The sequence below is a fragment of the Herbaspirillum sp. SJZ107 genome (genome assembly GCF_006715485.1).
GTDB lineage: Bacteria > Pseudomonadota > Gammaproteobacteria > Burkholderiales > Burkholderiaceae_D > Telluria.
In genome coordinates, this window is record NZ_VFNH01000003.1 from 527,790 (window position 1) to 552,165 (window position 24,376).

Consider the following 24,376-nt stretch of genomic DNA (forward strand, 5'->3'; position numbering starts at 1 on the left):
TGCAACTTGGGCCCCCGCCTGCGCGGGGGCGACGGTCTTTCGGTCAACACGAATATCAATGCTGCAGCTGCAACACCTTAACCTCCTTCGCCGCCGGCCGCACCAGCTTCAGCGGCAGCGCGCTCGCGCGGCTGGTCGGGCAAGCCTTGCCGGTGCGGTAAGCCAGCGCCGCCGCCAGCAAGCCTTCCGAGGTATCGCCCGGGGCATGCGCAAAGTCGTCGGCCACGGTGCAGGTCGGCGCGAAGCCGTCGGCGTAGTCGCCGAAGTTCTTCGCGTTCACGCCCTGGAACTCGATCGAGAAATACGTCGTGCCGCAGTTGTCGACCGGGGTGAAGCCGTAGGGCTTGCCACAGGTGGCGCCGCCGATGATGTCGACCTGCACGTCGATGCCGCGCAAGCCGTTGATCACCGATTCGCTGGCCGAGCAGGTGTCGCCCGTGGTCAGCACGGTCACGTGCTTCAGGCCGAGGTAAGGCAGGACCTGGCCGCTGCTGACCGCGTTCGGCGCACTGTAGCCGTAGGCCTTGGTGGCGAAGGTGAAGGGTGCGTCCGGCGCGGTCTTGCTGTTGTAGATCAGGCGCTCGAAGGTCTGGTTGGCCGCGGCCGGTCCCGCCACCATGTAGCCGAGCTCGGCGGCGATGCCGAGCAGGCCGCCGCCGTTGTAGCGCATGTCGATCACCAGGTCGCTCACGCCCTGGCCCTGGAACAGGGTGAAGGCGTCGATCAGCTGCTTTTCGGCGGTCGCATTGAAATCGTTGAACGTCAGGTAGGCAACCTTGCCGGTCGGGGTATCGATCACCTTGGCATTCTGCACCGAGGCCGACGTCACCACGGCCGCGCTCAAGCTGACGTCCAGGGTGACGCCGCCGCGCTTGAGGCCGAAACGGTGCGTCTCGCCGCTGTGGGTCGGATACAGGCCGGCGTTGATCGTGTCGATGCCGGCATCGGTGTTGGTGTTGACGAAGTCGACGCCATCCACGGTCGCCAGCATGTCGCCCCGCTGCAGGCCGGCGCTTGCGGCCGGCGAGTTCGGTTCGACCGCGGCCACGATCCAGGTGCGCGGCGCCTTCGACGCATTCGCGGCCCAGGTCACGCCGTAGCCGGTTTCCTGGCTCGCCGTGCTGAGCGCATTCCATTCCGCCGTCGTGTAGGTAAAGTGGAACTGGTCCTTCGGCTTGCCGGATGCGGTGGTGGCCGGGGTTTTCAGTTTGTCGAAATAATCGAGCGTGCTGGTGAAATCCGCCATGTAGAAATTGGTCGGGATTTCGTTGAACCACAGATAATTGCGGTCGGCCCAGCCGCGCAGGAATTTCATTTCATCCAGCAGCGTGCCCTGGCGGTCCGGGAAGGTCTGGCCGGTGATGGCGTCGACGCCGCTGCGCGGCTTGGCGCACAGGTTGGCGTAGGCCTGGTAATCGTTCGGGATCACGTCCGGGGTGCGGATCGTGCCCGGCGTGGTGGTCCCCGGGGTGGTGCCGGTCGTGGTACCCGGCGCCACCGAGCTGCCTCCGCCTCCCCCACCGCCGCCGCAGGCGCTGAGCAGGATGGCAGCCGCGAGCGCGCAGGCGCCCAGACGAGGCGCGGTCGAATGACCGGCCAATGCAATGCGGGTAGGAAGGAGCGAATTCATGCGTCTGATTATAGTCGCGCCGCTTTTGCTTGAATCCAACCAAAAGTAACAGTGGGATAAAAATACAACGGCCGTGTTCGCGCTGTGACGACAGCGGCGACACGGCCGTTGCATGCCGGACCTGCTCTAGCGGATCAGGCTGCGCGCGGTGCGACCCCCGGCGTATGGAAAGCCGCCACCAGCTCCGCCTCCTTGCGCTTGGCCGCCGCCAGGTGGCGCTCCTTGACGTGCCCGAAGCCGCGGATGTCTTCCGGCACGCTGGCAATCGCCACCGCCTGCGCCAGGTTCTCGGCCGTCAGCTTCGGCAGCAGCGCCGCCACGGTGTTGCGGTAGTCGCCGATGAGCGCCCGCTCCATGCGCCGCTCCTCGGTGCGGCCGAACGGATCCAGCGCGGTGCCGCGCAAACCTTTCATTTTGGCCAGCACGCCGAAAGCCTTCATCATCCATGGCCCGAATTCCTGCTTGACCAGGTGGCCCTGCTTGTCCTTCTTCGCCATGAGCGGTGGCGCCAGGTGGAATTTCAATGTGACGTCGCCTTCGAACATGCCGTTGATCTTGTCCATGAAGGCCGGGTCGGTGTACAGGCGCGCGACTTCGTACTCGTCCTTGTAGGCCATCAGTTTGTGCAGGTAGCGCGCCACCGCTTCGGTCAGGCGCGTGCCCTTGCCCAGCTTTGCCTCGGCGGCGCGCACCCCGTCGACGAAGCCTTTGTATTGCTGCGCGTAGGCCGCGTTCTGGTAGGCGGTGAGCAGTTCGACGCGGCGGTTCACGAGGTCGTCCAGGCTTTGCGCGCGCTTGAATTCGATCACTTTTGCGGGTGTCGTCAGGCGCGTGACCGAGGCCAGGTCGTGCGCGGCAGTGCGGCCCCACTCGAACGCGGCTTTATTGAAACCGACCGACACGCCGTTCAATTCGATCGCCTTGATGATCGAGGAGGCCAAGAGCGGCACATGGCCCTTCTGGAAGGCGTAGCCGAGCATGAACATGTTGGTGGCGATGGCGTCGCCCATCAGGCTGGTGGCGATCTGCCCGGCGTCGAGGAAATCGACGTTGTCCGCGCCGCAAGCCTGCAGGATGGCGCCGCGCGAGCCTTCGCCCGGGAATTGCCAGTCCGGATTCTTGATGAAGGCAGCGGTGGTGGCGCCGCTGGCGTTCACCGCGGCCCAGGTGCGCCCTTCTCCCATGCGCGACAGCGCGTCGCGGCTGGCGGTGACGATCTGGTCACAGCCGATGACGAGGTCGGCGTTGCCGGTGCCGACGCGGGTCGAGTGCAGGTCGGCCTGGCGGTCGGCCAGGCGCACGTGCGACATCACCGGACCGCCCTTCTGGGCCAGGCCGCTCATGTCCAGCACCAGCGCGCCCTTGTTTTCGACGTGGGCCGCCATCGCCAGGATCTGGCCGACGGTGACCACGCCGGTGCCGCCGATGCCGGTGACCAGGATGCCGAACGGCGTCTCGGTCGACGGGATGCGCGGCACCGGCAGCAGCGGCGGTTTAACATCAGAAGTGCTTGCGCCGACGGCTTTCGCCGCCGGCTTGGGCTTTTTCAGCCCACCGCCCTCGACGGTGACGAAACTCGGGCAGAAGCCGGTCACGCACGAAAAATCCTTGTTGCAGGACGACTGGTTGATCTGGCGCTTGCGGCCCAGTTCCGTCTCCAGCGGCTCGACCGACAGGCAGTTCGACTGCTTCGAGCAATCGCCGCAGCCTTCGCACACGGCTTCGTTGATCACGGCGCGCTTGGCCGGGTCGGGGTACTCGCCTTTTTTGCGGCGGCGGCGCTTCTCGGAGGCGCAGGTCTGGTCGTAGATCATGGCCGACACGCCCGGCATCTCGCGCAATTCCTTCTGCACGTCCATCAGCTCGAGGCGGTGGCGCACGGTGACGCCTTCGGCCCACGGATAATCGGCCGGGTATTTTTCCGGCTCGTCGGTGACGACGATGATCGGTTTCACCCCTTCGGCGGCGAGCTGGCGGCTGATCTTGGCCGGGTCGAGCGGACCGTCGTGGGTCTGGCCGCCGGTCATCGCCACCGCGTCGTTGTACAGAATCTTGTAGGTGATATTGACCTTGGCCGCGACCGAGGCGCGGATCGCCAGCACGCCCGAGTGGAAGTAGGTGCCGTCGCCCAGGTTGGCGAACACGTGTTTTTCATCGGTGAACGGCGCCTGGCCGATCCAGGTCGTGCCTTCGGCGCCCATGTGCGTAAACGTCGAGGTTTCGCGGTCCATCCACAGCACCATGTAGTGGCAGCCGATGCCGGCCAGGGCGCGCGAGCCTTCCGGCACCTTGGTCGAGCTGTTGTGCGGGCAGCCCGAGCAAAAATAAGGGATGCGGTCGGTGTCCGGGTTGGCCTTGGCCGGGATTGCCTTCAGCACCAGCTCCTTCGCTTCGAGGAAGGCGATGCGCTCGCGCACGCGTTCGGCGACCGGGTGGCCGGCGCAGTAGTGCGAGATGCGCGAGGCGATCGCGCGCGCGATCTGGGCCGGGTTCAGTTCGTAGGTGCCGGGCAGCAGCCAGTCGCCCTGGCCGGAGCGGGTCTTGACGCTCCATTCGCCGCTGTCGTCGAATTTTCCCACCACGCGCGGGCGCTGGCCGTCGGGCAGGTTGTACAGCTCTTCCTTCAGTGCGTATTCCAGCACTTGGCGCTTTTCCTCGACCACCAGGATCTCGTCCAGGCCCTGGGCGAATTCGTGCACGCCGATCGAATCCAGCGGCCAGGTCATGCCGACTTTGTACACGCGCAGGCCGATCTCGCGCGCGGCCTGCTCGTCGATGCCGAGGTCGGCCAGCGCCTGGCGCGTGTCGAGGTAGGATTTGCCGGCGGTGATGATGCCGATCTTCGGATTCGGGCTGTCCCAGACCAGCTGGTTCAGCTTGTTCGCACGCGCATAGGCCAGGGCGGCGTACCATTTATAGTTGTTCATCCGCACTTCCTGGTCGAGCACGGCATCCGGCCAGCGGATGTTGAGGCCGCCCGGCGGCATCTCGAAGTCGGTCGGGATGACGGTTTGCACGCGCTCCGGGTCGAGGTCGACCACGGCGCCGGATTCGATGATGTCGGTGACGCATTTCATCGACACCCATAGCCCGCTGAAGCGGCTCATGGCCCAGGCATGCAGGCCGTAGTCGATGTATTCCTGCACCGACGACGGGTACAGCACCGGCATGCCGACGTGGTGCAGGATGTGGTCGGACTGGTGCGCGGTCGACGAGGATTTGGCGGCATGGTCGTCGCCGGCCAGCACGATCACGCCGCCGTGGGCGGCGCTGCCGGCGGCGTTGCCGTGTTTAAAAACGTCGCCGCAGCGGTCCACGCCCGGGCCCTTGCCGTACCACATGGCGAATACGCCATCGTACTTGGCATCCTTGAACAAGTTGGTTTGCTGGGTGCCCCAGACCGCGGTCGCGGCCAGGTCTTCGTTCATGCCCGGGTGGAAGTGGACGTGGTGGGCGTCCAGGTGTTTTTTCGCCTTCCACGCGGTCTGGTCGACCTGGGTGACCGGCGACCCGCGGTAGCCGGTGATGTAGCCGGCGGTGTTCAGCCCGGCCCGCAAGTCGCGCTCGCGCTGCAGCATCGGCAGGCGGATCAGCGCCTGGGTGCCGGTCATGAAGGCGCGGCCGCGCTCGAGCGTCCATTTGTCGTCGAGGGTGATATCTTGCTGAGGCTGCGCCGGTTCCAGCTGGGAGCGGTCCAGGGGTGCATTCATGCTTGTGTCTCCGTTGTCATCGGTTTTGCGCGGTGTCCGCGTCATTGTTCCGGCCAGTATAGGCCGCTATCGCAAGCATTAAATTTCAATCAATTCCCCCCGCCGGATGATTTGCGCAATAAAATTGCGGTACACCTGACCGACTAGGGGGATTCATGTCAAAAATCGAGCTGGATAAAACCGACCGCAAGATCCTGGCCATCCTGCAATCGGATGGCCGGCTGTCCAACCAGGACGTGGCGGAGCGCGTCAGCCTGTCGCCGTCGCCCTGCCTGCGCCGCATCAAGCGGCTGGAAGAGGCCGGTGTGATCCGCCAGTACGTGGCGCTGCTCGATCCCGACAAGCTGGGCCTGGGCCTGCTGGCCTATGTGAACGTGCGCCTGGAAAAGCACGCCGAGGGCGCGCCGAATGCGCGGGTGCCGGCGACCTCGCCGCGCTTCGAGTTCGCCCAGGCGGTGTCGTCCTGGCCGGAAGTGATCGCCTGCTATGCAATGACGGGAGAAATGGATTTCCTGCTGCGCGTGCACGTGGAGGACATGGAGCACTTTTCGCGCTTCATGATGGGCACGCTGTTGCGGCACCCGGCGGTGCTGGACGTGAAGTCGAGCTTTGCGCTGCAGCGGATCAAGGAGACCACGGCGCTGCCGCTGGTGTGAATAAAACGGTCAAATGAGCACGTAGCCGCACTCATTTGACCGGGTCTTACCCTGTTACGGCTTTTTCAAACGCAGCACTACCACGCCATGCGCCGGCACCGTCACCTCCAGGCGCTTGCCGGTATCGCCGGTCTTGCCGGTCCAGGCATCCGTCCAGCGGTACGTCGTTTTCCTGAAGTCGGCTTCGCGCTTGCTCAGATCGTCGCCGATCGTGTGCTGCTGCCAGTCGTAGCGATACGCCAGCGGCGCCTCGCCGCGGTTCAGGATCATGAACGCCCACTCGTCGTTCGCCATCGGCTTGGCCCACAGCTCGACCTGGCCCTGGTTGTAGAAACGCAGCGCCTGCACGCCGAGCGGGTCCTGGTTGATGGCGATGACCTCGCGCCGCCCGATGATGCTGCGTACCGACGCCGGCATCGAGCGCAGATCGTTGCCGAGGATGAGCGGTGAATTCATCATCGCCCAGATCGAGAAGTGGGCACGGTCCTCGTCTTCCGTCATGCCCATGCCGACTTCCAGCATGTCCATGTCGTTCCAGTGGCCCGGCCCCGCGTACTTGCGCAAACCGGCCTGTTTATCCAGGATGCGCAGGATGCCCAGCGCCGACCACGACCCGTGGCTCATCTCGCAATCCCAGCACGGGTAGATGTCGCCGGTGGTGCGCCAGGAATGGCCGATGGGCGATGCCCATTCCCACGGCTTGTTCTCGCCCCACTCGCACATGCTCAGCAACATCGGCCGCTGGCTGGCCCGGATCGCATCGCTGATAGTCTGGTAGGCGCCCTGGGCACTCAAACCCTTGCTGTCGCACCAGTCGTACTTGATGTAGTCGACGCCCCAGGCCGCATAGGTGCGCGCGTCCTGGTATTCGTGGCCGCGGCTGCCCGGACGCCCGCCGCAGGTGGTGTTGCCGACGTCCGAATAGATGCCCAGCTTGAGGCCGCGCGCGTGCACGTAATCGGCCAGCGCCTTCATCCCGGACGGAAAGCGCTGCGGGTCCGGGTGCATCTCGCCGTTGGCATCGCGCGCGCCGTGCCAGCAATCGTCGATGTTGACGTACTGGTAGCCGGCATCCTTCAGGCCCAGTTTCACCATCGCGTCGGCGGTCTCGCGGATCAGCTTTTCGTCGATGTTGCAGGCGAATTTGTTCCAGCTGTTCCAGCCCATCTGCGGGGTCGTGGCCAGGCCTTCGGCTTTCTGGGCCCAGGCCGGCGCCACGCTCACGGCTGTCATCAGGAGAGTGGCAAAGGCGCGCTTCATCGCTTGCCTCCTTCCAAGCCATGCAGGCGCTGCGCCGCAGCACCGATCACCTTCAGCGTGGCGGCGTCGCTGTCGAACACCGAGTACAGGCCCTGCTCTTCCTGCGGCGGGTCGCCGACGAAATCGTTCCCCGGCTTCCACCAGTAATCCGCATTCGCGGCGCGCCCCGCCCCGCCCCAGGCCCAGAAGTTCCAGCCGGCGACCGGGTCGCCCTGGGCCGCGCGTTGCTGGATCAGTCCGAACACCTCGCCGTAGAAGCGGTCGCGCACGGTGGTGCCGGACCCGATGGCGAAGGATGCGCCATCGCGGTTCAGGCCGAACTCCTCCAGCACGATCGGCTTGCCCAGCCGCTTCGCATCGTCGATGTGCAGGTTCAGGTAATGCAGGCTCTTGTCCATCATGCCGGCCCAGGTCTGGTCCGCCCGTTTCGGATCGAACCAGCCCCAGTTGGCCGGCCACAGGTGGTAAGTCAGGTAGGCGATGTCCGGGGTGCGGTGCGCGTCCAGGTAGAGCTGCTCGTCCTGGCTTGAGCCGGCCAGGCCTTCGCTGCCGCTGCTGACCATGTGCCTGGCATCGAGCGAACGGATGTAACGGGCGGTGTCGGCGATCCATTTGATATAAACCGTTTTCTCCGCCTTTGTGGCCTTGCTGTTGCCGGGCCGCGGTTCGTTGGCCAGCTGCCACGACAGGATGGCCGGGTCGTCGCGGTAGGCGCGGCCGGTCACCGTGTTGACGCGCCCGACGATATGCGCGATGACCTGCCGGTATGCGGCCTGCGCCTTGTCGTTGCTGTAGAAGCGCGCGTTCTCGGCCATGAAGCGCTCGTAATCCTTGCTCGCGTTCGGATCGTGCGCCGGGCTGCCCGTGAACCAGTTCAGGTACTGGGTCATGCCGCCCGACCACTGCCAGAAATTGTTCAGGTAGAGCACCGCCGTCATGTCGCGCTTGCCCAGTTCCGCCATCAGGAAGTCCAGGCCCTTCAGCAACTGCTCGTCGTACTCTCCCGGCGCCGCCGTGGTGGCCGGGCTGACGGCGCTCTTCATCGCCGTCTTTTCGGACACTGCCAGCACGCGCACGTTATTGATGCCGAGCGCTTTCAGGCGGTCGAGTTCCCGGGTCAAACGCGCGCGCTGGCCGACGCCGCTCGGCGCGCCCAGATAGCCCCCGTACCACAGGTTGGTGCCGGCGATGTAGTAGGGCTGGCCCTTGCGCACGAAATGGCTGCCCTTGACGGCGACGAAGCCGTCCTCGCCCGGCGCCGCCTGCGCAGCGGCGCCCCCGATGCTCGCCAACCCGGCAAGGGTGGCGAACACGATCCTGCCGAGTTGAACTTGCATACCGCCTCCGGTTCAGCGCGCGCGGCCGCGTACGTCCAGCGTGCTGGCCGGCAGGTCCACGGTCACGCTGCTGGCGCCGGTGCCGGCTGCATCCTGGGCCAGCATCAGCTTGTACTTGCCCTTGCCAATGCGCCAGGTGCGCGAGGTCTCGTCGAAGGTGCCGAGCACGCGCGGCTCCACCGCCACCTCGACTTCCTTCGATTCACCAGGCTGCAGCGCTACCTTGTCCCAGCCGGCCAGGCGCTTCGGCGCCTCCCACTTGGCGCCGCCGGTTGGCGACACGTACACCTGCGGCACGTCCTTGCCGGCGACGCTGCCGGTGTTGGTGACCTTGAAGCGCACATGCAGGCGGCCGTTCTTGACCTGGCTGCTCAGGCCCGAGTACGAGAAGGTGGTGTACGACAGGCCGTGCCCGAACGGGAACAGCGGCTTGTGGCCCTTCAGGTCGAACCATTTGTAGCCGAGCGCCGCGCCTTCGGTGTAAGTCACGGCGAACTGCATCTCGGGCTGCTTCGGATCGCCGTCCACCGTCGCCCGCGGCAGCTGCTGCTCGGATGCCGGGAAGGTCGCCGGCAGGTGGCCGGACGGGTTCACCGCGCCGAACAGCACGTTGGCGATCGCTTCGCCGCCGCTGGTGCCCGGATACCAGGTTTCCAGCACCGCCGGCACCTTGTTCAGCCACGGCATCGTGACCGGGCCGCCATTTTCGAGCACGACCACGGTGCGCGCATTGGCGCCGGCCACGGTCGTGATCAGGTCGTCCTGGCGGTCCGGCAGCGCCAGCGAGGTGGCGTCCAGCGCCTCGCCGACCCACTGGGTCGCGAACACCAGCGCCACGTCGGCCTGGCCCGCCACGCGTGCCGCGCGGGCCGGGTCGGTGCCGTCGTCATAGACCACTTTGGCATTCGGCGCCTGCGCCTGGATCGCGCGCAGCGGCGACGAGTTGTGGTACATCACCGGGCCCGGCCAGGTGGCCGGCAGCAAGCCCTTGACCGCATTGCCGCCGCGCGGATACACCAGCGACGAACCGCCGCCGGCCAGCACGCCGGCATCCGCATGGCCGCCGATCACGGCGATGGTGCGCACCGTCTTCGCCAGCGGCAGCACGCGATTGTCGTTCTTCAGCAGCACCATGCCTTCTTCGGCGGTCTGGCGGCTGACCGCGTTGTTCCTGGCGACGTCGATCGCGCCGCCTTCCTTGACCGGGTTGTCGACCACGCCCTTGGCGAACATGGTGCGCAGGATGCGCGTGACCATGTCGTCCAGGCGCGACTGCGGCACGGCGCCGGTCTTGACCGCTTCCAGCAGCGCACCGGCAAAGTACGGCGACTTGTCGAATTCATGGCCGGACTGCTGGTCCAGGCCATTGTTGGCGGCGGCCACGGTGCTGTGGGTTGCGCCCCAGTCGGACATCACGAAGCCCTTGAAACCCCAGTCGCGCTTGAGGACGTCGTTCAGCAGCCAGCTGTTTTCGCAGGCATACGGACCGTTGACGCGGTTGTACGAGCACATGACGGAACCGGCATCCGACTGTTCCAGCGCCAGTTCCATCGCCAGCAGGTCGGACATGCGGAAGGCCGCCTTGTCGATGCGCGCATCGAGTTCGTTGCGGCCGGTTTCCTGGTCGTTCAGGGCGTAGTGCTTCAGGGTCGAGATGATGTTGTTCGATTCGATGCCCTTGATGGCCTGGCCCACCATGGTGCCGGCCAGCAGCGGGTCTTCGCCGGCGTATTCGAAGTTGCGGCCGTTGCGCGGTTCGCGCATCAGGTTCACGCCGCCGGCCAGCATCACGTTGAAGCCGGAGGCGCGCGCCTCCGAACCGATCATCGCGCCGCCGGCATACGCCACCTTCGGATCCCAGGTCGAGGCCGTGGCCAGGCCCGACGGCAGCGAGGTGCGCTCGCGCACGTTGGGGCCGGCCTGCGAGGCCACGCCGAGGCCGGCGTCGGTCTCGAACAGCGCCGGCAGGCCGAGGCGCGGCGAACCCGGCACGTAGCCGGCCGATTGCGGCAGCGCTTCCGGAATGCGCTTGCCCTTGCCGAAGTCATGGCCGAAGTAAGACATCACCCACACCAGCTTTTCCTGCTGGGTCATGGCCTTGACGGCCAGCTGGGCGCGCTGGTCGGCGCTCAGCGAGCGGTCGAGCCAGGGTTTCTGGGCCGGTTCGGCCGCGGCATTCGGGGCCGCATCGGCCGCAGTTGCGAAAACAGGGAAGGCGGCGGCCAGTGCGGCCACGAGGGTCAGGCTAGGAAAACGCATAGGGTGTCTCACTTTGTTTTATGAAATCGGTTTCTTACACATAAAATATAGCCGGGATTACACTGTTTAGTAAAGACGGCTACACTTATCCGATCCAACAAAACGATAAAACGACCATGTCCGCAGACACGAGCCCACAAGACAGCGTGAATCCGGATGCCCCGCGCAGTGCCCCCGACCCGGGCGGCATCGACGGTGGCCAGCGTGGCGGCGAACGGCCGCCGGTGACGGTGCGCGACCTGGCGCGCCATGCCGGCGTCTCGACCGGCACCATCTCGCGCGCCCTCAAGAACGAGCCCGGCCTGACCGAAGCGACGCGCCAGCGCGTGTTGCAGGCGGCCCACGAACTGGGCTACGACTTCTGCAAGCTGCGCCGCAAGCGCATCCGCCGCCTGGCCTTCCTGCTGCACCGCCAACACGACACCGCCGCCAGCAGCCCCTTCTATTCACCGGTGCTGCACGGCGCCGAGGAAGCCTGCCGCGCGCGCGGCGTGGTGCTGTCCTTCCTGGCGGTGGGGCCGGCCGACGGCCTCAACGATCAATTGCGCATGCACGCGCCGGACGCCATCGTCTGCGCCGGCTTCTTCGAGCCTGAACTGCTGGCCGCGCTGCGCGCCACCGGCAAGCCGCTGGTCCTGATCGACATGAAGCTGCGCGGCTACAGCTCCGTCAACCCGGACAACCTGATGGGCGGCCAGCTCGCCACCCGCCACCTGATCAAGCTGGGACGCGAGCGCATCGCGATGATTTCCGGCCCGCTGAGCCACTACAGCGTGCGCGAACGCAACCGCGGCTACCGCCAGGCGCTGTTCGAGGCCGGGGTGCTGGCCGATCCGCGCCTGGACGTGACGCTGGCCGACGGCGTCGACCTCGAAACCGGCGCCTACGAGGCGATGCAGACCCTGCTCGCCCTGCCGCATCCGCCGGATGCCGTGTTCTGCTACAACGACGCCGCCGCGCTGGCGGCGATGCGCTGCTGCCTGGCGGCTGGCCTGAGCGTCCCGCACGATGTCTCGATCGTCGGCTTCGACGACATCCCGGGCGCCCTGCTCGGCCACCGCCCGCTGACCACGCTGCGCATCGACAAAAAGGAACTCGGCGCGCTCGGCGTCGAACTGCTGCTGCGCGATCCCGAGGAACCGGCCCAGGCCGTCGAAAAAGTCGCGCCGGTCGAACTGATCGTGCGCGCCAGCACCGTCTACGAAGATCCGCGCCGGCGTCCACATTATTGAGACGAGACTTACCCTACAACGAGACGCATCACAACAATAACCCATGCATCCAGACTTCCAATCGCGCGCCGTGCTGCTGCAGCACATCCGCCATACCCGCAGCTTCTACGATCCGCGCTGCGTCGACCCGAGCGGCGGCTTCTACCATTTCTACAAGGACGACGGCAGCGTCTACGATGCCCGCACCCGCCACCTGGTCAGCAGCACCCGCTTCGTGTTCAACTTCGCCATGGCGTGGCGCCAGTTCGGCGAGGCGGCCGACCGCGCGCGCGTGCTGCACGGCCTGCGCTTTCTGAGAGATGCGCACCGCAACCCGGCGACCGGCGGCTATGCATGGACGCTCGACTGGAACGAAGGTACGAAGACCGTCACCGACGACACCAACCACTGCTACGGCCTGGCCTTCGTGCTGCTGGCCTATGCACACGGGCTGATGGCCGGCGTGGCCGAGGCGCGCGCCTGGCTGGATGAAACCTTCGACCTGATGGAGCAGCGCTTCTGGGAGCCGCAGCACGGCCTGTACGCCGACGAAGCCAGCGGTGACTGGTCGCGCCTCGACGGCTACCGAGGCCAGAACGCCAACATGCACGCCTGCGAGGCGATGCTGGCCGCCTTCGACGCCACCGGCGACCTGCGCTACCTGGCACGCGCCGAGACGCTGGCGCACAACATCACCGTGCGCCAGGCCGGCCTGTACGGCAACCTGGTGTGGGAACACTACAACGCCGACTGGTCGGTCGACCCCGACTACAACCGCCACGACAGCACCAACATCTTCCGTCCCTGGGGCTACCAGCCGGGGCACCTGGCCGAATGGGCCAAGCTGCTGCTCATCCTGGAACGGCACAGTGCTCAATTGAGCAATCCGGCCGACTGGCTGCTGCCGCGCGCGCGCGCGCTGTTCGACGCTGCCCTGACCAAGGCCTGGGATGGCAAACATGGCGGGATCTACTACGGCTTTGCGCCGGACGGCAGCATCTGCGATCCGCAAAAATACTTCTGGGTGCAGGCCGAGAGCCTGGCGGCGGCGGCCCTGCTGGGTGCGCGCACCGGCGACGCCGCGTATTGGGACTGGTACGACCGCATCTGGGCCTACAGCTGGGCCCACTTCGTCGACCACCAGCACGGCGCCTGGTACCGCATCCTGGGACCGGCCAACCAAAAGCTGACCGACGAGAAAAGCCCGGCCGGCAAGGTCGACTATCACACCATGGGTGCGTGCTACGAGGTGCTGAACGTACTCGACAAGTAAGTGGAGCTTACTTTTTCGGGCTGAACAGGCGGAAAGCGGCGCGCGCATTCGCCTTCACCGCGTAATCGATCTTGGCGATCTGCTCTTCCAGCGCCTCCGCCAGCACGCTCGAGGGACTGGGCGGCGGCAGGTGCAGGTGGGCGTCGGCTTCGCCGTATTCGCGGTGGATTTCCATGCCCGCCTTCTTGGCGATGTGCATCATGGTGCGGTTCGAGGACAGGCACTGCATGTACAGGGTGTCGACGTCGACATTGCGGCAGTGGGTGGCGGCGCGCTCGAACAAGCGCGTGCCGACGCCCTGCCCGCGCGCCGATGTCGACACCGATACGCCGAACTCGGCCACCTTTTCCTTGTCGGTGTAGTGGATGCTGTCCGGGTGCGCCTCTTTCGACGTAACCGCCAGATGGCCGACGCCGACCAGCTGGAACACACGGTTGTAGACGCCGAACACGATGTCCCTGGCGAAATCGAGCTTCGCCACGTAGGCTTCCACGCGCTCGTCGGGGAGCATGCTGCCGAAGCGCAGCAGGCGGTCGTTGCTGTCGAGGGCCATGAAGTGGCGCAGGACGCGGCGGCGGTCGCGCTCGCTCAAGGCCTTGACGAGGACCGGCTGGCGGCCGTTCTTGCCCTTCAGACTTTTCAGCCAGCGGCGGAGGGGATTGTCCTGCGGTGTCATGGGGAGGAAAGGTTTTGTGCGGTGCACCAATCCTTCCATTGTAATGGATTGGTGTTCGTCCGTCGTTTCCGACGATTCAGTCGCGCACATCCCCCAGCGCCGCCTTCACTGCCGCTACCCTGGCTGCATGCACCGCTTCCGGAATCCGTGCCTTGTCCGCGGCGAAGCGTTCCGCGACCTCGCCCGCGTTCACGGCGCGCGCCGCCGCCAGCGCCCGCAACAAATAGGGTCCCTGCGGATAATCGCGATAGCGCATGTCGTGGGTCTCGTGCCCGCGCCCGCGCGCGTCGCATTCGGATGCCAGCAGCATCTGGGCGAAGCGCTCGGGCTTGCGGAAGGCGTCGCAGCGTTCGAACAGGGTCACGATGGTCTTCGGCCGCAATTCCATGGCGCGGCTGACGTTGCCGTGTTCGCGCGCAGTCATGACCGCCAGGTCACGACAATCGGTCGGCACGCGCAGGCGTTTGCATAAGTCGGTGATCAGGCGCGGCCCCATGCCTTCGTGGCCATGGTGCTTGGGCCAATGCTCGGCCGGCGTCACGCCCTTGCCGAGGTCGTGCATCAGGGCGGCAAAGCGGATCGGCAAGTCGAAGCCGCGCTCGGCCGCATAGTCGATCACCAGCATCATGTGGACGCCGGTATCGACTTCCGGGTGGTGCAACGGCGGCTGCGGCACACCCCACAGCGCATCCAGCTCGGGCAGGATGCGGGCCAGGGCGCCGCAATCGCGCAGCACCGCAAACATGCGCGACGGTTTCTGTTCCATCAGCCCGCGCGACAGTTCCTGCCACACGCGTTCCGGCACCAGTGCGTCGACCTCGCCCTCGTCCACCATCCTGCGCATCAGGACGTTGGTCGCGTCCGCCACACGGAAATCCGGAAAGCGGGCGGCAAAGCGCGCCAGGCGCAGGATGCGGACCGGATCTTCCGCAAAGGCTTCGGAGACATGGCGGAACACGCGCTCGCGCAAATCCTGCTGTCCGCCGTAGGGATCGACGATGCTGCCGTCCTCGGCACGCGCCATCGCATTGATGGTGAGATCGCGCCTTATTAAATCGTCTTCCAGCCTGACCTCGGGCGAGGTGTGGAACACGAAGCCGTGGTAGCCCGGCGCGGTCTTGCGTTCGGTGCGCGCCAGCGCGTATTCCTCCTGCGTTTGCGGGTGCAGGAAGACTGGAAAATCCTTGCCGACCGGACGGAAACCCTGGGCAATCATCTGATCCGGGGTGGCGCCGACCACGACCCAGTCGTGGTCCTGCACCGGCAGCCCCAGCAATTCATCGCGCACCGCGCCGCCGACGACGTAAATCTGCATCGGCATCAGTCCGGCAAGTCGTCTTCGTGGCCGGCGGCGATCTCGGTTTCCTGCAGCGCTTCCTCGACCCAGCGCGCCACCGCCGGATGGGCCTGCATGCGGTCGCAATACGCCTGCAGCGCCGGCGCCAGCGCCACGCCATAGGTTTTGAAACGCATCACGACCGGCGCATAGAAGGCGTCGGCAATCGAGAAATCGCCGAACAGGAAGCGGTGGTGGCCGAAGCGCGCCAGGCACTCTTCCCAGATTTCGCAGATGCGGCCGATGTCGGCCTGGGCGCCCGGCGTGCGGCCGCGGCCCGGCAATTTGGCCTTGATGTTCATCGACATCGCCATGCGCAGGTCGGGGAAACCCGAATGCATCTCGGCCACGACCGAGCGCGCCAGGGCGCGCGCCGCCACGTCTTGCGGCCACAAATGTTTATCGGGAAATTGCTCAGCCAAGTATTCGCAAATCGCGAGGCTGTCCCAGATCGTCATCTCGCCGGCCAGCAGGACCGGCACCCGGCCGGCGGCCGAGAAGCGGGCGATGTTGGCCGAGGTATCGGGCTGGTCGAGCAGGACGCGCACTTCGGTAAACGGGATGCCGGCCGCCACCGCCGCCACCCACGGGCGCATCGACCACGACGAGTAATTCTTGTTGCCGATGACCAGGGTCAGGCCGGCCTGGCGGGCCTGGTCGAGGGTTTGCGTGAGCGTCGGGTCGAGTTCGATTGTCTGCATGGCGCGCTGGGGCTTTCGGGTCTGGATGCGGTCTTCAGGTTAGCGTCCGGCGCGGGCGCGCAGGACGTCGATGCGGCCGGTCGGCGACAGATACTGCGGCGCGACGGCCTCGAGCGCCGTGAGCTTGATTCCCAGCGCCTCGGCTGTCAAGACCTGCATAGACGGATTTACAACTTTATTGACGACATTATCGACTTTCATCGAGTCCAGGTTGTCGCGGCTGATCAGCGGCGTGCCGGGCAACAGCTCGAAGAACATGGCCTGCAGCCGCGCCAGGCCATCCGGCAAGCCGATGACTTTGCGCTCGTGGCCGCTGTAGCGTCCGGCCAGGTGTACCAGCTCGGCCAGGGTGTAGACGCGCGGCCCGCCCAGTTCATAAGTCTTGCCGGCCGTGTGGCGATCGAACAGCGCCCGCACGAAGGCATCGGCAACGTCGCCGACGTACACCGGCTGGAAGCGCGCCCTGGCGCAGGCCAGCGGCACGATTGGCACGTGGCGCTGCAGCCGTGCAAACATGTTCAGGAAATTGTCTTCCTCGCCGAACACGACCGAAGGACGGAAGATCGTCGCCGCCACCGCCGGGTTGGCGGATGCGGCGCGTTCGCCGTCGGCCTTGGAACGCTGGTACATCGACGGCCCCTGCGGATCGGCGCCCAGCGCACTCATGTGCAGATAGCGCGGCACGCCGGCGGCGGCGCAGGCCTCGACTATGCGGCGCGGCAACTCGACGTGGGCGCGCCGGAATCCTTCGCCATACGGCGTGCCGCGTTGCGCATACAGGATGCCGACCAGGTTGATCACCGCGCTCTTGCCGGCCACCAGGCGGCGCAGCGTGGCGTCGTCGTGGATGTTCGCTTCGACGATGTCGACGCCGAGCGGCATCAGGTGCATCGCATGTGCTTCGTGGCGCGTCGGTACCGCGATGCTCACGCCCTTCTCCGCCAGCCGTGCCGCCACGTGACTGCCGATGAATCCACTTCCTCCAATCAACAGCACCGACAGCTCGGCCATGGTCGTCCCCTTGTCGTATTAATCGATCCTCATGGCAGGCCGAGGGCGTTGCCGCGCGGCGTGATCGTGCCCAGGCGGGCCTTGAGCGATTGCGGACGCTTTTCGAACAGCGCCGCATAGTTCGTTGCGTTCGACATCACATTGCGCACGTAGTTGCGGGTTTCTTCGAAAGGAATGGATTCGACGAACACCGCCCCTTCCATCGGCGCCGCCAGCAGCCCGCGCCAGTTGCGTGCCCGCCCCGGACCGGCATTGTAAGCGGCTGTCGCCAGCACCTGCGAACCGTCGGCGTTGTTCAGCACCATGTTCAAGTAATTAGTGCCAAGCAAGATATTCGTGCGGATATCGTTCAGCATGCCGTGGCCATAGTCGTCCAGGCCGATCTTGCCAGCCACCCATTTCGCGGTCGACGGCATCACCTGCATCAATCCGGATGCCCCGACGCCGGACTGGGCATCGGTAATGAAACGCGATTCCTGGCGGATCAGGCCGTACACCCAGGCCTGGTCCAGGCCCAGTCCCTGCGCGGTCGGGTGCAGGATGTCGTTGTGCGGCGCCGGGAAGCGCTGGGTGTAATCGAACTCGGTGCGGGTGCGCTCCGAGGTGTTGACCATGCGGTCCAGGATCTGGTTCTGGCGCGCATACTCGGCTGCCGCGAGCAACTGGCGCTCGGAAAGATTGCTCACCGTCCAGTTCCACTCGCGCGTCCCCTCGAAGCGCATGCGCATGCCGAAGAATTTCAGGGCGCGCTTGAATCCCGGATTGGCGGCGGCCTGCGCTACTTCGACCGGGGTCAAGGGCGCTGCGCCAGGCGGGATCGTCACCTGCATGCCGACTTCTTCCATCGCCAGCTGACCATAAAAACTGTTCTGGTCAGCAATGCGACGATACAGCGCCTGGGCATCCTCGGTGCGGCCCTGGGCCTGCATGGCGCGCCCCAGCCAGTAGGTCCAGGCCGTCAGCGCCTGCTGGTCGGGCGGCATCGATTCGATAGTGGCGCGCACCGTCTTCCAGTCGCCGCGGCGCAGCGCGATCCGGGTCTTCCACTCGAGCTGGGTTTCCGACAGTGGGGCGCCGGCCGCGCGCTGCCAGTAATCGTAGGCGTCGGGTGCCAGCGTCAGCGACGCCGCCAGCGCGATGTTCGACCAGCCGATCGCACGCTCCTCGGCCGACAGTGTCGATGCATTCTTGTCCAGCGCCACCGTCGCCAGCTTCAGGCTGGTGCGCGCCATGCGGCCGATCGCGACCAGGTAGATTTCGTGCTCGGCGCGCGTGTTGCCGATGCCGCGCGCCATCGCCAGCGCCGGTACGTCGACCGCCTGCGCCGCGCGCGTGTCCGACGCACCCAGCAGCAATGCGGTACGGCGCGCGGGCCCGGTCGCGTGCATCTCGCCGGCCAGGCGCAGTTGGGCCAGCAGGTCGGCCTGGTTGAATTGTCCGGACTGGGCCAGCTGCGCCACCAGCGCCGCGCAGGCCTCGCCGTACTGGGGCGGATTGTCGAGCAGCGCGCGCGCCTCGGCCGCCACCCGTTCGCCCTTGATGGCGCGCGACAGCAGTGCGTAGCACTTGACCTGGTAGTCGTCTTTCTTGACGAAAAGGGGCAGCTCGCGGTCGAAATTCACCCAGTCGCGCTTGCGGCCGAGCTCGAGCAGCCAGTCGTTGCGCATGCGGTCGGCAATGGCGCTGCCTTCGTAGCGCTTCAGGAAATCGAGCACCTCGGCGTCGCTGGCGTCGCGCAGGCGCGGTTTGAGCCGATAATAGTCGACATATGAGGGAATCGCGTAGTTCGGCAGCCGCGAGGCGAGTCCGGCCGCGCGGTTGGCGTCGCCCTGGCGGGCGGCGTCGCGCAATTGCAGGAAGATCTCGTCCTGTTCGCGGCTGGCATCGTTGGCGACCAGTAGCACGGTGCCGGCAGGCGCGGCAGCGCTGGCGGCCGGCATTGCTGCGGCCGGCGCTCCGGTGGCCGGCGCTCCGGCGGCCGGCGCTCCGGTGGCTGGCACGCCAGCGGCTGGGGTGCCCGTGGCTGGGGCCGAGGTGGCGGGCGCTGTGGTGGGAGCAATTGGCGCTGCGGCCTGGGCCGAGGCAGCGGAAGCAACGACAAACGAGATCAAGCCCGTGGCGGCAAGACTGGCGCCGGCAAACAGTTTTTGCGGAAACATCAATCCAACTTTCAATTTACGCTTCATATCATCCATGACCGGCGAATCAAGAATACCATGCGGCTCCGACGGCTTGCCAGACTCCAGTGCAAGCGTGGCGGGGGCGGAACAGACGACTTCACAACAGGCGGCCAAGACGGCCTTGCGCAAAGCGCTCAGAGCAGCACGTGGGGCTCTCGATCCAGCAATCAAGGTCCAGTGGGATGGCCATATCGGCGCCCAGGTGCTGGCCTGGTGGCGCTTGCGCCAGGTCGCCGGCATCGGCGTCTACTGGCCGCTGGCCGGCGAACCCGACCTGCGCGCCGCCTACGGCGAACTGGCCAAGGCCGGCGTGCGACTGGCGCTGCCGGTCGTCATGGAACGCGGCACCGCCCTCTCCTTTGTCGAATGGACGCCGGGCGAACCGATGATGCCGGACGAGATGGGCATACAGGTACCGGCCGACCTGCGCTTCGTGGCACGCCCATCGGCCTTGCTGGTGCCCTGCCTGGGATTCAACGACGAGAATTACCGGCTGGGCTATGGCGGCGGCTATTACGACCGCACGCTGGAGACGGCACCGCGCCCCCACACGCTGGGCATTGCCTATAGTAACCAGCGCGCCGTGTTCTCGCACGCTGCGCACGATGTGCCGCTGGATGTGATTGTGACGGAAACGACACAGATCACCTGACGCGGCTTACTTGATACAACGGGCGATCGAATGAAACATGCCCGCGGGCCGGTGGGCGCGCGGGCATCGGGGCTTTTGCCGGCCTTGGTTCAGGCTCAGGCCGACTGCAGGCGTTGCCAGATCGCGGTCGTGGCCGCGGCCTGGTTCATGCTGTAGAAGTGCAGGCCCGGCGCGCCGCCGGCGAGCAGGCGTTCGCACAGGCTGCTCACCACGTCGAGGCCGAAGGCCTTGATCGAGGCCGAATCGTCACCGAAGCTGGCCAGCTTGAGTCGGATCCAGCGCGGGATCTCGGCACCGCACATTTCCGAGAAGCGCATCAGCTGCGTGTAGTTCGTGATCGGCATGATGCCGGCCACGATCGGCACGTCCACGCCGAGTTTGTGGACGTTGTCCACGAACTGGAAATAGGCGTCCGGATTGTAGAAGTACTGGGTGATCGCCGCGTTGGCGCCGGCTTGCACCTTGCGCGCGAAATTCTGCAGGTCGTCCTGCGGCGATTTCGCTTGCGGGTGCATCTCGGGATAGGCCGCGACTTCGATATGGAACCAGTCGCCGGTCTCGGCACGGATGAACTCGACCAGCTCGCTGGCATAGCGCAGTTCGCCCGCGCCGCCGTAACCGCTCGGCAAGTCGCCGCGCAGGGCAACCAGGCGGCGCACGTTCTTCGCCTGGAATTCCTGCAGGATGGCGCGGATCGACGCGCGCGTGGCACCGACGCAGGACAAGTGCGGCGCCCCCTCGTGCCCTTCGGCCTGGATCTCGAGGACGGTCGCCAGCGTACCCTGCTGGGTACTGCCGCCGGCGCCGAAGGTCACCGAAAAGTATTTGGGATTGAGCTCGGCCAGTTTCTGCCGCGCCACACGCAGTTTGTCCGCACCCTCGGGGGTCTTGGGCGGGAAAAACTCGATACTGAGATTAGGGGTTTCCATCATTTTTGAGGAGTAAGGTGGAAAGCGCCCACGAAATCACGCTGTACAGGATCGCCGCCACGAAGGCCGACCCGAATCCTGTGACATGGAAGCCCGCCACCAGGTGCGATACCAGCCAGAACAGCAGCGCATTGATCACCAGGATGAACAACCCCAGGGACAGCAGCGTCACGGGCAGGGTCAGCACGACCAGCACGGGACGGATCAGGGTATTGACCAGGCCCAGCACCAGCGCAGCCACGAGGGCGGCGCCGATGTTGGTCACGGTCACGGAATTCATCAGGTAAGGCAGCGCCATCAGGGCGGCGGCATTGATCAGCCAGGTCAGGAGCAAACGCATGTCGGTGTCTTTCGTGAGGGCGAGCCGGTCCGGCTGTCCCACGACGACACCCTGGCACAGGGGCCGCCCTAGGGCAGCGAACCGGACCGCTGGGGATGGTCCGGAGCGCCGGCGTACACGGGCGCACCGCCCGCGCCGCCAGGCGCCAAATCACGGAAGATTACCAGATTAGTAACGATAATGATCCGGCTTGTACGGACCTTCCTTGCTCACCGAGATGTACGCGGCTTGCTCTTCGGTCAGCGTGGTCAGCTGAGCGTTCAGCTTCTTCAGCTGCAGGCGCGCGACCTTTTCGTCCAGGTGCTTCGGCAGCGTGTAGACGCCGACCGGGTACTTGTCGGTGTTGGCGAACAGCTCGATCTGGGCGATGGTCTGGTTCGCGAACGACGAGCTCATCACGTACGACGGGTGACCGGTACCGCAGCCCAGGTTCACCAGGCGGCCTTCAGCCAGCAGGATGATGCGCTTGCCGTCCGGGAAGATGATGTGGTCGACCTGCGGCTTGATGTTTTCCCACTCGTACTTCTTGAGTGCAGCGACTTCGATCTCGTTGTCGAAGTGGCCGATGTTGCAGACGATCGCCTGATCCTTCATCTTGAGCATGTGCTGCTCGGTAATGACGTGGTAGTTGCCGGTGCAGGTGACGAAGATGTCGCCGTGCTCGGCCGCGTAATCCATGGTCACGACACGGTAGCCTTCCATCGCCGCCTGCAGTGCGCAGATCGGGTCGATTTCGGTAACCCAGACCTGGGCCGACAGCGCGCGCATGGCTTGCGCCGAACCCTTGCCCACGTCGCCGTAGCCGGCGATGACGGCCACCTTGCCGGCGACCATGACGTCGGTCGCGCGCTTGATGCCGTCGACCAGCGATTCGCGGCAGCCGTACAGGTTGTCGAACTTCGACTTGGTGACGGAGTCGTTGACGTTGATCGCCGGGAATGCCAGCTTGCCTTCCTGGTGCATCTGGTACAGGCGGTGCACGCCGGTAGTGGTTTCTTCGGTCACGCCCTTGATTTCCGGCAGACGCTTCGAGTACCACTGCGGATCACGTGCCAGGCGGCCCTTGATCGCATTGAACAGGCAGATTTCTTCTTCCGAACCCGGCTTGTCCAGCACCGAGATGTCCTTTTCGGCACGCACGCCCAGGTGCAGCAGCAAGGTCGCGTCGCCACCGTCGTCCAGGATCATGTTGGCGTGATTGTCGCCCGGCCATTCGAAGATGCGGTGGGTGTATTCCCAGTACTCGTCCAGGGTCTCGCCCTTGATGGCGAACACCGGGGTGCCGACCGACGCGATGGCGGCAGCAGCGTGGTCCTGGGTCGAGTAGATATTGCACGAGGCCCAACGCACTTGCGCGCCAAGGGCTTCCAGCGTGCGGATCAGCACGGCGGTCTGGATGGTCATGTGCAGCGAACCGGCAATGCGCGCGCCCTTCAGGGGCTGGCTGGCCGCGTATTCTTCGCGGATGGCCATCAGGCCAGGCATTTCGGTTTCGGCGATGCGGATTTCCTTCTCGCCCCACGAGGCGAGGCCGATGTCGGCAACGAGGTAATCCTGGGTGGTGTCTTTGAGTACGGCGCTCATCACGCCCTCCTTTCAAGTTAAGAAAAAAGTAACGTGAGCGCGGTGTTGATGATCCGAGCCTGGCGAAAGAGAATTCTTTCGTCGCAACGCTCCTCGGAATTCATAAGTTTAACACGGGTGGGCTCGGAAATGGCCTGTTGTGTTGTATTGCTGGATGGGTGGGTGTGCTTCCGCTGACGTTACCCGCAATTGAACGTGGTGCGCTACGAACTTGAGTCCCCGCCTGCGCGGGGACGACGTGCCGAGGCAGTCGATTAACGCAACGTATTTCCAAGCCCGCCACCTTGGAACGTCATCCCCGCGAAGGCGGGGATCCAAGTTATAGGCGTAGACGCTTACGCCAGCCCGGCCTCGGCGCGCAGCAGCGCGGCCTTGTCGGTGCGCTCCCAAGTGAACTCCGGCTCTTCGCGGCCGAAGTGGCCGTAGGCTGCCGATTTCTGGTAGATCGGGCGCAGCAGGTCGAGCATCTGCACGATGCCTTTCGGGCGCAGGTCGAAGTGTTCCATCACCAGTTCGGCGATCTTCTCGTCCGAGATGACACCGGTGCCTTCGGTGTAGACCGTGATGTTGATCGGACGGGCCACGCCGATCGCGTAGCTGACCTGCACCTGGCACTGGCGCGCCAGGCCGGCGGCGACCACGTTCTTGGCGACGTAGCGGGCCGCATAGGCGGCCGAGCGGTCGACCTTGGACGGGTCCTTGCCCGAGAAGGCGCCGCCGCCGTGCGGCGCCGCGCCGCCGTAGGTGTCGACGATGATCTTGCGGCCGGTCAGGCCGCAATCGCCCTGCGGGCCGCCGATGACGAAGCGGCCGGTCGGGTTGACCAGGTAGCGGGTGTCCTGCAGCCATTCCTTCGGCAGCACCGGCTTGATGATCTCTTCGATCACGGCTTCCTCGATCTGGCTGTGGCTGATTTCCGGCGCGTGCTGGGTCGACAGCACCACGGTGTTCACCGACACCGGACGGCCGTTCACGTAGCGCAGCGTAACCTGCGACTTGGCATCCGGACGCAGCCACGGCAGGCGGCCATCCTTGCGCAGCTGCGACTGGCGCTCGACCAGGCGGTGTGCGTAATAAATCGCGGCCGGCATCAATTCCGGGGTTTCGTCGCAGGCATAGCCGAACATCAGGCCCTGGTCGCCCGCGCCCTGGTCGAGGTCGATGCCGGCGCCTTCGTCCACGCCCTGGGCGATGTCCGGCGACTGCTTGTCGTAGGCGACCAGCACGGCGCAACCTTTGTAGTCGATGCCGAAGTCGGTATTGTCGTAACCGATGCGCTTGATGGTGTTGCGTGCAACTTGAATATAATCGACGTTCGCATGCGTCGTGATCTCTCCGGCCAGCACCACCAGGCCCGTGTTGCACAGGGTTTCGGCGGCCACGCGCGCGGTCGGATCCTGTTCCAGGATCGCGTCGAGGATGGCGTCGGAAATCTGGTCGGCAACTTTGTCCGGATGGCCTTCCGAAACGGATTCGGAAGTGAAGAGATAGTCGTTGGAAGACATGAAGTAAGGCTCCTGATACTGTTTAAATAATTGCCGCAGTACCAATGCCTGCGACGCTTTAGCGATATTTGTATTCCGCTTCGCAAGTTGTCATTAACTCCGCGGATCCTGCTCGGCGCGCTAATC

Annotated in this window: 18 protein-coding genes and 1 riboswitch; of the genes, 4 read left to right on the forward strand and 14 right to left on the reverse strand. The window is 65.5% G+C overall.

The window, feature by feature from the left end:
• Positions 1–55: 55 nt before the first annotated feature.
• Together FBX97_RS20455 and FBX97_RS20460 are read right to left on the reverse strand one after the other, a co-directional pair.
• Positions 56–1,630 carry a S41 family peptidase gene (locus FBX97_RS20455; RefSeq protein WP_141835925.1) on the reverse strand — a complete coding sequence of 525 codons (1,575 nt, stop codon included), beginning with the start codon at positions 1,628–1,630 and terminating at the stop codon, positions 56–58.
• Positions 1,631–1,764: 134 nt separating this feature from the next.
• Complete coding sequence (locus tag FBX97_RS20460; RefSeq protein WP_141835928.1) at positions 1,765–5,340, reverse strand: indolepyruvate ferredoxin oxidoreductase family protein; 3,576 nt, start codon at positions 5,338–5,340, stop codon at positions 1,765–1,767.
• Between the two features lie 155 nt (positions 5,341–5,495).
• On the opposite strand from FBX97_RS20460, the gene FBX97_RS20465 reads away from it, so the two are divergent.
• Positions 5,496–5,996 (forward strand): Lrp/AsnC family transcriptional regulator, encoded by a 501-nt coding sequence (locus tag FBX97_RS20465; protein ID WP_141835931.1) that lies wholly within the window; start codon positions 5,496–5,498, stop codon positions 5,994–5,996.
• A 54-nt stretch (positions 5,997–6,050) separates the two neighbouring features.
• Here FBX97_RS20465 and FBX97_RS20470 read toward each other — a convergent pair whose 3' ends face one another.
• From FBX97_RS20470 to FBX97_RS20480, 3 genes are read right to left on the reverse strand one after another with little or no spacing between them, the layout of a single operon-like run.
• Positions 6,051–7,256, reverse strand: a complete 1,206-nt coding sequence (locus tag FBX97_RS20470) for a glycoside hydrolase family 27 protein (RefSeq protein WP_141835934.1) — start codon at positions 7,254–7,256, stop codon at positions 6,051–6,053.
• Positions 7,253–8,593, reverse strand: a complete 1,341-nt coding sequence (locus FBX97_RS20475) for a cellulase family glycosylhydrolase (RefSeq protein ID WP_141835937.1) — start codon at positions 8,591–8,593, stop codon at positions 7,253–7,255. The genes FBX97_RS20470 and FBX97_RS20475 overlap by 4 nt, the downstream gene beginning before the upstream one ends.
• A gap of 12 nt (positions 8,594–8,605) precedes the next feature.
• Positions 8,606–10,852, reverse strand: coding sequence for a glycoside hydrolase family 3 C-terminal domain-containing protein (locus FBX97_RS20480; RefSeq protein ID WP_141835940.1), 2,247 nt, complete (start codon positions 10,850–10,852; stop codon positions 8,606–8,608).
• 116 nt (positions 10,853–10,968) lie between these two features.
• On the opposite strand from FBX97_RS20480, the gene FBX97_RS20485 reads away from it, so the two are divergent.
• A complete protein-coding gene (locus FBX97_RS20485) occupies positions 10,969–12,084 on the forward strand; it encodes a LacI family DNA-binding transcriptional regulator (protein ID WP_141835943.1) in 1,116 nt (371 codons plus the stop codon).
• Between the two features lie 43 nt (positions 12,085–12,127).
• Entirely contained in the window at positions 12,128–13,336 is a 1,209-nt protein-coding gene (locus FBX97_RS20490) for an AGE family epimerase/isomerase (RefSeq protein ID WP_141835946.1), read from the forward strand.
• Between the two features lie 7 nt (positions 13,337–13,343).
• On the opposite strand, the gene FBX97_RS20495 is transcribed toward FBX97_RS20490, so the two are convergent.
• The 5 genes from FBX97_RS20495 to FBX97_RS20515 form a co-directional block, all read right to left on the reverse strand.
• Positions 13,344–14,012, reverse strand: a complete 669-nt coding sequence (locus tag FBX97_RS20495) for a GNAT family N-acetyltransferase (RefSeq protein WP_141835949.1) — start codon at positions 14,010–14,012, stop codon at positions 13,344–13,346.
• Positions 14,013–14,088: 76 nt separating this feature from the next.
• The gene (locus tag FBX97_RS20500) at positions 14,089–15,327 is read right to left on the reverse strand and encodes a multifunctional CCA addition/repair protein (protein ID WP_141835952.1); all 1,239 of its coding nucleotides are present in this window, start codon (positions 15,325–15,327) and stop codon (positions 14,089–14,091) included.
• Between the two features lie 5 nt (positions 15,328–15,332).
• Positions 15,333–16,049, reverse strand: coding sequence for a glutathione S-transferase family protein (locus FBX97_RS20505; protein ID WP_141835954.1), 717 nt, complete (start codon positions 16,047–16,049; stop codon positions 15,333–15,335).
• 39 nt (positions 16,050–16,088) lie between these two features.
• Complete coding sequence (locus FBX97_RS20510) at positions 16,089–17,060, reverse strand: complex I NDUFA9 subunit family protein (RefSeq protein ID WP_141835957.1); 972 nt, start codon at positions 17,058–17,060, stop codon at positions 16,089–16,091.
• A 29-nt stretch (positions 17,061–17,089) separates the two neighbouring features.
• Entirely contained in the window at positions 17,090–19,000 is a 1,911-nt protein-coding gene (locus tag FBX97_RS20515) for a lytic transglycosylase domain-containing protein (protein WP_255517601.1), read from the reverse strand.
• A gap of 361 nt (positions 19,001–19,361) precedes the next feature.
• Here FBX97_RS20515 and FBX97_RS20520 point away from each other — a divergent pair, with 361 nt between their 5' ends.
• The gene (locus FBX97_RS20520) at positions 19,362–19,892 is read left to right on the forward strand and encodes a 5-formyltetrahydrofolate cyclo-ligase (RefSeq protein WP_255517568.1); all 531 of its coding nucleotides are present in this window, start codon (positions 19,362–19,364) and stop codon (positions 19,890–19,892) included.
• A gap of 95 nt (positions 19,893–19,987) precedes the next feature.
• Here the strand turns inward: FBX97_RS20520 and metF are convergent, their stop codons facing one another.
• The 4 genes from metF to metK all read right to left on the reverse strand — a co-directional run bounded on the left by metF (position 19,988) and on the right by metK (position 24,250).
• Positions 19,988–20,821: a methylenetetrahydrofolate reductase [NAD(P)H] gene (gene metF, locus FBX97_RS20525; protein WP_141835964.1), complete on the reverse strand. Its 834-nt coding sequence runs from the start codon at positions 20,819–20,821 to the stop codon at positions 19,988–19,990.
• Positions 20,808–21,161, reverse strand: a complete 354-nt coding sequence (locus FBX97_RS20530; RefSeq protein WP_141835967.1) for a phage holin family protein — start codon at positions 21,159–21,161, stop codon at positions 20,808–20,810. The genes metF and FBX97_RS20530 overlap by 14 nt, the downstream gene beginning before the upstream one ends.
• A gap of 168 nt (positions 21,162–21,329) precedes the next feature.
• Positions 21,330–22,745: an adenosylhomocysteinase gene (gene ahcY / locus FBX97_RS20535; protein ID WP_141835970.1), complete on the reverse strand. Its 1,416-nt coding sequence runs from the start codon at positions 22,743–22,745 to the stop codon at positions 21,330–21,332.
• Between the two features lie 28 nt (positions 22,746–22,773).
• A riboswitch (S-adenosyl-L-homocysteine riboswitch) is annotated at positions 22,774–22,846 on the reverse strand.
• 234 nt (positions 22,847–23,080) lie between these two features.
• Positions 23,081–24,250 (reverse strand): methionine adenosyltransferase, encoded by a 1,170-nt coding sequence (metK, locus tag FBX97_RS20540; RefSeq protein WP_141835973.1) that lies wholly within the window; start codon positions 24,248–24,250, stop codon positions 23,081–23,083.
• Between the last annotated feature and the right edge of the window lie 126 nt (positions 24,251–24,376).

Bases quoted from the DNA above. Each gene is read 5' to 3' on its own strand.
- FBX97_RS20455 (WP_141835925.1), bottom strand. From the start codon at position 1,630: ATGAATTCGCTCCTTCCTACCCGCATTGCATTGGCCGGTCATTCGACC.
- FBX97_RS20460 (WP_141835928.1), bottom strand. From the start codon at position 5,340: ATGAATGCACCCCTGGACCGCTCCCAGCTGGAACCGGCGCAGCCTCAG.
- FBX97_RS20465 (WP_141835931.1), top strand. From the start codon at position 5,496: ATGTCAAAAATCGAGCTGGATAAAACCGACCGCAAGATCCTGGCCATC.
- FBX97_RS20470 (WP_141835934.1), bottom strand. From the start codon at position 7,256: ATGAAGCGCGCCTTTGCCACTCTCCTGATGACAGCCGTGAGCGTGGCG.
- FBX97_RS20475 (WP_141835937.1), bottom strand. From the start codon at position 8,593: ATGCAAGTTCAACTCGGCAGGATCGTGTTCGCCACCCTTGCCGGGTTG.
- FBX97_RS20480 (WP_141835940.1), bottom strand. From the start codon at position 10,852: ATGCGTTTTCCTAGCCTGACCCTCGTGGCCGCACTGGCCGCCGCCTTC.
- FBX97_RS20485 (WP_141835943.1), top strand. From the start codon at position 10,969: ATGTCCGCAGACACGAGCCCACAAGACAGCGTGAATCCGGATGCCCCG.
- FBX97_RS20490 (WP_141835946.1), top strand. From the start codon at position 12,128: ATGCATCCAGACTTCCAATCGCGCGCCGTGCTGCTGCAGCACATCCGC.
- FBX97_RS20495 (WP_141835949.1), bottom strand. From the start codon at position 14,012: ATGACACCGCAGGACAATCCCCTCCGCCGCTGGCTGAAAAGTCTGAAG.
- FBX97_RS20500 (WP_141835952.1), bottom strand. From the start codon at position 15,327: ATGCAGATTTACGTCGTCGGCGGCGCGGTGCGCGATGAATTGCTGGGG.
- FBX97_RS20505 (WP_141835954.1), bottom strand. From the start codon at position 16,049: ATGCAGACAATCGAACTCGACCCGACGCTCACGCAAACCCTCGACCAG.
- FBX97_RS20510 (WP_141835957.1), bottom strand. From the start codon at position 17,060: ATGGCCGAGCTGTCGGTGCTGTTGATTGGAGGAAGTGGATTCATCGGC.
- FBX97_RS20515 (WP_255517601.1), bottom strand. From the start codon at position 19,000: ATGCCGGCCGCCAGCGCTGCCGCGCCTGCCGGCACCGTGCTACTGGTC.
- metF (WP_141835964.1), bottom strand. From the start codon at position 20,821: ATGGAAACCCCTAATCTCAGTATCGAGTTTTTCCCGCCCAAGACCCCC.
- FBX97_RS20530 (WP_141835967.1), bottom strand. From the start codon at position 21,161: ATGCGTTTGCTCCTGACCTGGCTGATCAATGCCGCCGCCCTGATGGCG.
- ahcY (WP_141835970.1), bottom strand. From the start codon at position 22,745: ATGAGCGCCGTACTCAAAGACACCACCCAGGATTACCTCGTTGCCGAC.
- metK (WP_141835973.1), bottom strand. From the start codon at position 24,250: ATGTCTTCCAACGACTATCTCTTCACTTCCGAATCCGTTTCGGAAGGC.